The organism is Massilia brevitalea, assembly GCF_030711405.1.
GTDB classification, from domain to species: Bacteria; Pseudomonadota; Gammaproteobacteria; order Burkholderiales; family Burkholderiaceae_D; genus Telluria; species Telluria brevitalea.
The window spans coordinates 1-9,205 of the sequence record NZ_JAULSI010000084.1; the positions used below are offsets into that span (position 1 = coordinate 1).

Consider the following 9,205-nt stretch of genomic DNA (forward strand, 5'->3'; position numbering starts at 1 on the left):
CGATCCATTAACCCCGGTGTTGCAATTGGTTCTTGAGACCGCCAAGCAATGCTGACAGCAATCTATGGTGCGCAAAAATTTATCTATATAGAAGGGCAGTTTTTTCAATCGGCATTTGGTAAGGAACAAGTCGGCAGTTTGGAAGACGCAGCATCTGGACCAATGGCGGCTTTGACTAATATTACCTCATTGCCAGGATATGAGAAATATGCGAAGCGTTTGGGAATTTATGGGGTCCAACCCGATCAGGTTCCAGCATCAATAAGAGTGTCGCAGATTGATGATATCAGACGTGATCCAAATGGCGAAGGCGCCTTATTCCTGCGTGATTTGAATTCAATTCTTTCGAACATTGCCGCAATTAAGATTTCCCGGGGGTTGGGAGGTCCGCAAAACTCATTACTTAACCCGATAGGAGAGGCTCTCGCATCCAGGATTGAGAGTGCCATTTATGACGATCAGCCTTTCCATGTTTATATGGTCCTCCCAGTACATCCGGAAGGTACCTTGAACACGCTTAATATCATGACTCAACTGCATTTGACTATGCAGTCACTTGTTTTTGGGAGCCATAGCCTGATAAATCGAATTCGTCGTGCGATATTGGTGGCGCGTTTGCTTGAAGCCGGAAATGTCAAGAAGAGTCAAGCCCTGGAAGAAGTGAGCAATTACGAGCTTAAAGAAGTTGTTAAGAAAGGCGGCGACGACTGGAAGCGATTTTTGACTTTATTGAATTTGCGTAATTGGGAGATGTTGGGGAGCCGTCCAGTGACAGAGCAAATCTATGTTCATTCTAAGCTGCTAATTGCTGATGATCGAGTTGCAGTCTTAGGCAGTGCTAACATTAATGATCGGAGTCAACTAGGTAATCGTGATTCTGAACTGGCGGTTGTTATACGTGATGATAATCAGCTGAGCGTGAAATTGGATGGGCTGCATGACGATTTTGTCAGCGAAAATGTTCATCAGTTGCGAATACGATTATGGAAGAAAATTTTCGGCTTGATGGGTAGCACCCAACCTGCCAACAACTTAGCAGGATTTGTTGACAAGCCAGCGGCGAGAGAAAGCTGGCGCGCGATTCAAGACGTCGCGTATTCAAATGCGCTGGAGTATAAAAAAGCATTTCCATTTTTGGCTAACATTCGTGGAGAGCAAAGTTCAATCTGGCCGACTTGGGACCGCCGTACTAGGAGTTTGCTAAGTCATATGCCTTTTAATGAGCGGTTCTGGCGTCCAAATGCGGTAAGAGATGCAACTCTTTCGTGGGAGGCAAAGACCCGCAATGACGAACGGTCACCGGTGAATATCCGCGGCTTTATTGTTGCATTGCCAGTTTCGTGGACCATGAATGAAAATAACTCGTCGGGAATGAATTTGACACTCTTGGCAAATGATGACATCCCAGATCATAGAGATAGTTCGTCTGTAGCTTCTAACGATCTTCAGGGTGATAATGGAACGAATGCTTGGAGCTAGCATGAATTTCGAAAACTACATTTTCAATCTTGTAACAATTTTCCGACACATCGAGAATAGACTGGTTAACAATAATTGCTACCAATGGATATTGTTCGGATTGTGTGCTGCATTTGTTTCTGGATGTAGTCCGAAATCCGAGAAGAACAAGCCGATGCAAGTCGATGGCGAAGAAGCAATTCCTTCGCGCTTGCCAACTGCTGATGAAATGTACAAAATTACAGCGCCCGAATATAAATTGCTAATGGATGCCAAATCGGAGTGTTTGGGGCGCTTGATTTTCACAGTTAATCACGTTGTGGAATGGCCTGTCTATTTTAATAAAGAAAATCCGGATGGAGTTTTTAATCGGTCTTTCGAGCCACAGGTAGCAGCAGCGGGTGATGTCATGCGGTTCGGCACGACATATATAGCAGTGATTGGATCGATCAAGGGAATCGAGAAAGAACGTGTCTTCCGGAGTACTCCTGCCTCACTTGAGGCTTTTTTGCAGAAGAGTATTAATGAATCTCGAGAGTATATTGAGAGACAAAGAAAAGACGTAAAAAATCCTGAAGTTGCTAGGAAAAAAATAAGCGAAGCGGAGGAGTGGATTCAAGGTTGGGAAAAAACAATTAAGGAAGATCGAGAAAAGTTTGAACCTTTCGATCCAGGATTGTCCGATAGTGAGGGTTATTGGACAAGTGAAACTGAAGGAGGCGATGAGACTAACCGATACTCCATACTGCGAGTCTATCTGAAACGCGGCGAATATATCTATATATTTGAATCGGTTGTAAAAATGAATACCTTGTCCGACAAGGACAAGCATAAAAGTGATTTTTCTCAGATGCTGGCGAATTTTCGCACGCGTGCAGCTAACGAAATTCCGTCCGAACCTGGCGTTTGCTTTCCTTTCGGTTTCATTCCAGATGACGGCAGAACCGTCGTCGAATTCAAGCAATCACTGCGTTTTCATGACGCACCAGCCGTGCTCTACACCATCGAAACGGGCACCGTTCATCCTCGCCGGTTGAAAACCACTGTATTCATGGCGGCAGCTACCTCAAGTATGAACCCACCGCCGGCAAGTGAAACGAGTGATGTACGGGCGGTCGTTATGGAGCGTATCGGTCCACATTCCACTCAGATGGGAGGCGTGAAAGCCATGCAAGGTGGCGTCGTCATGAAAGCCGAAGCCAAAGGCATCAAGTACGATGTGTACGATGTGTATAGCGGTTACTCCGGCTGGCTTGGTACGGCCGTGCTGCCATACATGCTGGTCGAAATGCAGACCGTGAACATGCAACAAGCTACTGAGCTCAAACATTACCCGCCTCCGTACGAGCAAAGCAAGGAGCGCCTGGATGTCATGTTGAAGAGCATGCGCTGGCGACCAACTAATCCGCCAATGTCGGAGTTCGTGAAAAAGTAACTGCTGGATTCGAAGTATCACCACGGTCACGAAATACGAAGATGAAGACGAAAAAAAACCGGAACACACGGCTCCGGTTTTTATGCGATCAAGCTAAGCGAGAATCAGCGCGCCGCCTGCGCCTCGGCCACCGGCTCGCTCCAACCGCCACCCAGCACGCGGTACAGCGTCACCTGGTTCTGCAAGCGAGCCAGGTTGGCTTCCACCGACTGCTGCTGGGCCTGGAACAGCGAACGCTGGGCATCGAGCAAATCGAGCTGACTGGCGGCGCCGCTGCGGTAGCGCAGGTCGGACAGGTTGAAGCGGTCCTGCTCGGCCTCGGCCACCGCGCGCTGGGCGCGCAGCTGCTCGCTGTAGGTGGCCTGGCCGGCCAGTGCATCCGCCACTTCGCGGAATGCGGTCTGGATCGAGCGCTCGTACTGGGCCACGGCGATGTCGCGGCCGGCACGGGCCGATTCGACGCCGGCGCTGATGCGGCCGTAGTCGAAGATCGGCAGGATCGCCTGCGGCGCGAAGCTCCAGCCGAAGGTGCCGCTCTTGAACAGGCCAGACAGTTCGTCGCTGACGCTGCCGGCGCTGCCGGTCAGCGAAATGCGCGGGAAGTAGTTCGCGCGCGCCGCGCCGATGTTGGCGTTGGCAGCGATCAGCTGCTGCTCGGCCGAACGGATGTCCGGACGCACGGTCAGCAGGTCTGACGGCAGGCCGGCCGGCAGATCCGGCAGTTCGGTCGTGGCCAGGGTCGCGCCCTGCGGCAGGTCGGCCGGGATCGGCTGGCCCACCAGCAGGGTCAGCAGGTTGTTGTCCTGCTGGCGCAGGCGGCGCAGTTGCGCCAGGGTGGCGCGGGCCGTTTCCACGAGAGAGGCCGACAGCTGCAGGTCGAGCTTCGACGACACGCCGTTCTCGAAGCGCAGCTGGGTCAGGCGCAGCGATTCTTCACGGGTTTGCAGGGTCTGCTCGGTGAGCGCCAGCAGTTCGTCGTCCGCCAGCAGCGACAGGTAGCTGTTGGCGACCGAGGCGATCAGGCTGATGTGCGTGGCCTTGCGCGCTTCCTCGGTGGCGAGGAATTGCGCCAGCGCCGCTTCCGACAAATTGCGCACGCGGCCGAACAGATCGAGCTCGAAGCTCGAGACCGTCAGGCCGGCCTGGTACACGCTCTGGATCGGCAGGTCTTCGCCGGTGGTCTGGCGGCTGCCGGTGACGGCCGCCGACACGGTCGGCAGGCGGTCGGCACGGGCGATGCGGTACTGGGCGCGGGCCTGCTCGATGTTCAGGATCGCCACGCGCAGGTCGCGGTTGTTGGCCAGCGACAGCTCGATCAGCTGGCGTAGGCGCGCATCGGCAAAGAAGCGCTGCCAGGCGAGGTTCGCCGGCGCTTCGCCGGTGGCGGTCGGCAGGGCCGCGCCGCCGGCTTGCGGCAGTTCCGGGAAGCTTGGTGCCACCGGCGCGGCCGGGCGCTCGTACTTCGGCGCCAGGTTCACGCAGCCGGCCAGGGCCAGCGCCAGGACCAGCGGAGTAAAACGTTTAGTCTTGGTCATTACAGTCATTGGATTTTTTCCTTCGCTACGCTGCCGGTGTCTTCGTGGTGCGTGTACAGGTCGTTCTGGCGCTTGCTGCCCTTGAACAGCGTACGCACGACAACGAAGAACACCGGCACGAAGACCACGCCGAGCGCGGTTGCGGTGATCATGCCGCCCATCACGCCGGTACCGATGGCGCGCTGGCCTGCACCGCCGGCGCCGCTGGCGATCACCAGCGGCAGCACGCCGAGGATGAATGCCAGCGAGGTCATGATGATCGGACGGAAACGCAGGTGGGCCGCTTCCAGCGCCGCCTGGATCGGCGACCGGCCCTGGGCCTGCAGGTCCTTCGCGAACTCGATGATCAGGACCGCGTTCTTCGCCGCCAGGCCGATGATGGTAATCAGGCCGACCTTGAAGTAGACGTCGTTCGACAGCCCGCGCATGTAGGCCGCCAGCAGCGAACCCAGGATACCCAGCGGTACCACCAGCAGCACGGCCACCGGAATCGTCCAGCTTTCGTACAGCGCGGCCAGGGCCAGGAACACCGCCAGCAGCGAGAAGGCGATCAGGATGAACACGGTCGAACCCGACAGGATTTCCTCGCGCGACTGGCCGGTCCATTCATACGCGAAGCCAGGCGGCAGCTGGGCTGCCAGGCGCTGCATCTCTTCCAGTGCCTGGCCGCTCGAGTAGCCCGGCGCCGGTTCGCCGGTGATCTTCATCGACGGATAGCCGTTGTAGCGGATGGTCTGCATCGGACCCGTGACCCATTCGGTCGACGCGAACGAGGACAGCGGCACCGGACGGCCCTGGGTGTTCAGGGCGTTGATGCGCAGCAGGTCGTCCGGCTGCATGCGGTTCGGCGCGTCGGCCTGCACGATCACGCGCTGCAGGCGGCCGGCGTTCGGGAAGTCGTTCACGTAGCTCGAACCCAGCGAGGTCGACAGCGCATTGTTGATCGCGCCGAAGGTCACGCCCAGGGCTTGCGCCTTGTCGCGGTCGATGTTGAGTTTCAGCTGCGGCGCGTCTTCCAGGCCTTCAGGGCGCAGGCCGGTCAGGACCTTGCTCTGCATCGCCATGCCCAGCATCTGGTTACGTGCTTTCACCAGCGCTTCGTGGCCGTTGCCGCCGCGGTCTTGCAGGCGGAACGAGAAGCCGGTGCCGGTACCGAGTTCCGGGATCGGCGGCGGGCTCACCACGAAGATGAACGAGTCGCGCAGGGCGCCCATGTGCATCGTAATGCGGTTGGCGAAGGATTGCGCATCCTGGCCATCGCCTTTACGGTCGCTCCAGGCCTTCAGCGGAATGAAGGCGAGACCCATGTTCTGGCCCTGGCCCGAGAACGAGAAGCCGGTGACGGCCACGATGTTCGCGTATTCCGGCTGCTTCATGACGAAGTCTTCGAGCGCGTGCAGCACCACGTTGGTACGTTCGGCGGTAGCGCCCGGCGGCAACTGGATGTTGGCGATCACGTAACCCTGGTCTTCGTTCGGCAGGAAGGAGTTCGGCAGGCGGGTGAACAGCAGGCCGACGATACCGACCAGCAGCACGAACACCACCATCCAGCGGCCGGCGCGCTTCAGGATCGAGCCGACGAAGCCCTCGTAGCGCTTGGCGCCGGCGGCGAAGTTACGGTTGAACCAGCCGAAGAAACCCTTCTTCTCGTGGTGGTGGCCGGCTTCGACCGGTTTCAGCAGGTGGGCGCACAGCGCCGGGGTCAGCGACAGCGCCAGGAAGGCCGAGAAGGCGATCGAGGTCACCATCACCGCCGAGAACTGGCGATAGATGTTGCCGACCGCGCCGGCGAAGAACGCGAGCGGCACGAACACCGACATCAGGACCACGGTCACGCCGATAATCGCGCCCGAGATCTGGCCCATGGCCTTGCGGGTGGCCTGCAGCGGCGGCAAACCTTCCTCGGACATGATGCGCTCGACGTTCTCGACGACCACGATGGCGTCATCGACCACGATACCGATCACCAGCACCATGCCGAACATGGTCAGCACGTTGATCGAGAAGCCCAGCGCCAGCAGGCAGGCGAAGGAACCCAGCAGCGCGACCGGGACGACGATGGTCGGGATCAGGGTGTAGCGGAAGTTCTGCAGGAAGATGAACATCACGACGAACACCAGCGCGATCGCTTCGAGCAGGGTGTGCACGACCTGTTCGATCGAGATGTCGATGAAGGTGGTCGAGTCGTAAGGAATCGTGTACTTCATGCCATGCGGGAAGAACTTCGAGAGTTCCTGCATGCGGGCCTTGATCAGGTCGCCGGTTTCGAGCGCGTTACCCGATGGCGACAGCTGGACGCCGATACCGGCCGACGGCTTGCCGTTCAGGCGCGCCGAGGTAGCGTAAGCCTGGCCGCCGATCTCGATGCGGGCAACGTCCTTCAGGCGCACGGTGGAGCCGTCCGGGTTCGCGCGCAGCACGATGTTGCCGAACTGCTCGACGGTTGCCAGCTGGCCGGCCACGACGACGGTGGCGGTGATCTGCTGGCCTTGCGCCAGCGGCAGGTCGCCGATGGTGCCCGATGCCACCTGGGCATTCTGCTGGCTGATCGCGCTGTTCACGTCCGACGGCGCCAGGTTGAAGCCGACCAGCTTGGCCGGATCGATCCAGACGCGCATCGCCTTTTCGGTACCGAACAGCTGGGCCTGGCCCACGCCCTTGATACGCTGCAGTTCCGGCAGGACGTTACGCGAAGCGTAGTCGCCCAGCGCCACCGGGTCCCAGTTCGGATCGTCCGACGACAGGATGGTGAACAGCAGGAAGTTGGAACGCGACTTGTCGACGCGCACACCCTGCTGGGTCACGGCCGGCGGCAGGCGCGGGGTCGCACGCGACAGGCGGTTCTGGACGTCGACCTGTGCCAGGTCGGGGTCGGTGCCAGTCTCGAACGAAATGGTGATGGAACCGGTGCCGTTGGCCTGGCTGGTCGATTCCATATAGATCATGCCCTGGGCGCCGTTCATCTCGCGTTCGATGACGGAGATGACGGAGTCTTCGAGCACCTGTGCCGACGCGCCCGGATAGGCGACGTTGACGACGATCGAAGGGGGCGCCACGGTTGGGTATTGCGCGATCGGCAGCTGATTGACGGCAACACCGCCAAGCACCATGATGAACAGCGCGATCACCCAGGCAAAGATTGGGCGGTCAATAAAAAAACGTGCCATGAAAAGTCCTGTTCCTTTTACTCAGTAACGACGCGGTTACTGGCGGCTCTGGCCAGGGGTGGTCGCGCCGGCGGCCGGCGAACCGGCGTCTGGCGTGCGCGAACCGGCCGCGGCATTCGTGGCAGTGGCGCCGGCAGCGTTCGGCTGCTGGGCCGGGTTGCCTGCGGCGGCTGGGGCGGCGGCGTTCGGCGCGGTCCAGGCGACCGGCTGCACCGGGGTGCCTGGCGGCAGCATCTGCAGCTTCTGGAAGCCGTCGACCATGACGCGTTCGCCTTCCTTCAGGCCGTCGGTGACGACCCAGTTGCTGCCTTCCTGCGACGCGATCTTGACGGTGCGCGGGGTCGGCTTGTTGTCGGCGCCGATCACCATCAGGCTGTCGCCGGTCTGGCCGCCGCGGGTCACGGCTTGCTGCGGGATCAGGATGCCCGACGGCAGCTCGGCCTGGGCCAGGCGCACGCGCACGTACTGGCCCGGGAGCAGGGCGTTGTCCGGGTTCGGCACCTGGGCGCGCAGGGTCACCTGGCCGCTGGTCGGGTCGACCGATACGTCGGAGAACAGCAGCTTGCCCTGGCGCGGCAGCACGGTGCCGTCGTCCATGATCACGGTAACCGGGATGGCCGAGTCGATGCCCTTGCCGCCGGCCTGCTTGCGCAGGCGCTGCAGTTCGGAGGCCGACTGGGTGATGTTCAGGTACATCGCGTCGGTTTGCTGGATCAGCGCCATCTGGGTGGCTTCCGCTGCCGAGACGAGGGCGCCTTCGGTCACCAGCGCACGGCCGATGCGGCCCGAGATCGGGGCGTAGACGTTGGAATAGCCCACGTTGAGCTGCGAGATCTTCTGCTGGGCCTGGGCCGAACGGACGTCGGCACGGGCCTGCTCGGCGGTGGCGACGGCGTTGGTGTATTCCTGCTTGCTGATGGCGTTGGCTTCGACCAGCGGCTTGTAGCGGTCGACGATGGCCGATGCCGCGGTCAGGTTGGCCTGGGCGCGGCCGACGGCGGCCTGCGACGCGTTGAGCTCGGCCTGGTACGGGGCCGGGTCGATCTGGAACAGCGACTGCCCTTCCTTGACCATGCTGCCTTCGGTGAAGGTGCGTTTCAGCACCACGCCGTTGACGCGGGCGCGCACTTCAGCCGTGCGGATCGCTTCGACGCGCGCAGGCAATTCGGTTTCGAGGGCAACAGACTGGAATTTGGTGGTGATGACGCCGACTTGCGGCGGCGGCATCTTGGCGCCGGCGGCGGCTTGGTCGGCATCTTTCTTGCCGCAGGCCGACAGCAGGGTGACCGCCATCAGCGTGCAGGCGGCAATCCGGGTCATGGACAGAGGAGAGGAGTGGGCAGAGCGCATTACGTGTGCTTCCTTCTGGTTTTATTAAAAAGACAAAACCGTCCTCAAGGTCCCTGTCGAGACCCTGCGCACGGTATGTCACTGGCTTTTACGAATTTTTTTATATACTATCACGGCTGTATGTTTAACGTGGTGCACCACAGCAAAATTGGAGTAAGACATGGCCCGCAGGACCAAGGAAGAAGCGGCCGCGACGCGGGACAGCATTCTTGATGGGCTTTGTTGCATAAATCAATTGAGCGCGTAGTACCCCAAACCCC

5 protein-coding genes are annotated in these 9,205 nt (G+C 59.4%); 2 read left to right on the forward strand and 3 right to left on the reverse strand.

Annotated elements, in window-relative coordinates; genetic code table 11:
- Positions 1–48: 48 nt before the first annotated feature.
- Positions 49–1,479 (forward strand): phospholipase D-like domain-containing protein, encoded by a 1,431-nt coding sequence (locus QWL29_RS25945; protein WP_305825745.1) that lies wholly within the window; start codon positions 49–51, stop codon positions 1,477–1,479.
- A gap of 1 nt (position 1,480) precedes the next feature.
- On the forward strand, positions 1,481–2,893 hold the full coding sequence (locus QWL29_RS25950; RefSeq protein ID WP_305825746.1) for a T6SS immunity protein Tli4 family protein: 1,413 nt from the start codon (positions 1,481–1,483) through the stop codon (positions 2,891–2,893).
- A gap of 104 nt (positions 2,894–2,997) precedes the next feature.
- Here QWL29_RS25950 and QWL29_RS25955 read toward each other — a convergent pair whose 3' ends face one another.
- The 3 genes from QWL29_RS25955 to QWL29_RS25965 are packed head-to-tail and all read right to left on the reverse strand — an operon-like array spanning position 2,998 to position 8,945.
- Complete coding sequence (locus QWL29_RS25955) at positions 2,998–4,428, reverse strand: efflux transporter outer membrane subunit (RefSeq protein ID WP_305825747.1); 1,431 nt, start codon at positions 4,426–4,428, stop codon at positions 2,998–3,000.
- Positions 4,429–4,433: 5 nt separating this feature from the next.
- Complete coding sequence (locus tag QWL29_RS25960) at positions 4,434–7,595, reverse strand: efflux RND transporter permease subunit (RefSeq protein WP_305825748.1); 3,162 nt, start codon at positions 7,593–7,595, stop codon at positions 4,434–4,436.
- A gap of 36 nt (positions 7,596–7,631) precedes the next feature.
- A complete protein-coding gene (locus tag QWL29_RS25965) occupies positions 7,632–8,945 on the reverse strand; it encodes an efflux RND transporter periplasmic adaptor subunit (protein WP_305825749.1) in 1,314 nt (437 codons plus the stop codon).
- Between the last annotated feature and the right edge of the window lie 260 nt (positions 8,946–9,205).

Excerpts from the sequence above, each read along its gene's own strand:
- QWL29_RS25945 (WP_305825745.1), top strand. The coding sequence starts at position 49 with ATGCTGACAGCAATCTATGGTGCGCAAAAATTTATCTATATAGAAGGG.
- QWL29_RS25950 (WP_305825746.1), top strand. The coding sequence starts at position 1,481 with ATGAATTTCGAAAACTACATTTTCAATCTTGTAACAATTTTCCGACAC.
- QWL29_RS25955 (WP_305825747.1), bottom strand. The coding sequence starts at position 4,428 with ATGACCAAGACTAAACGTTTTACTCCGCTGGTCCTGGCGCTGGCCCTG.
- QWL29_RS25960 (WP_305825748.1), bottom strand. The coding sequence starts at position 7,595 with ATGGCACGTTTTTTTATTGACCGCCCAATCTTTGCCTGGGTGATCGCG.
- QWL29_RS25965 (WP_305825749.1), bottom strand. The coding sequence starts at position 8,945 with ATGCGCTCTGCCCACTCCTCTCCTCTGTCCATGACCCGGATTGCCGCC.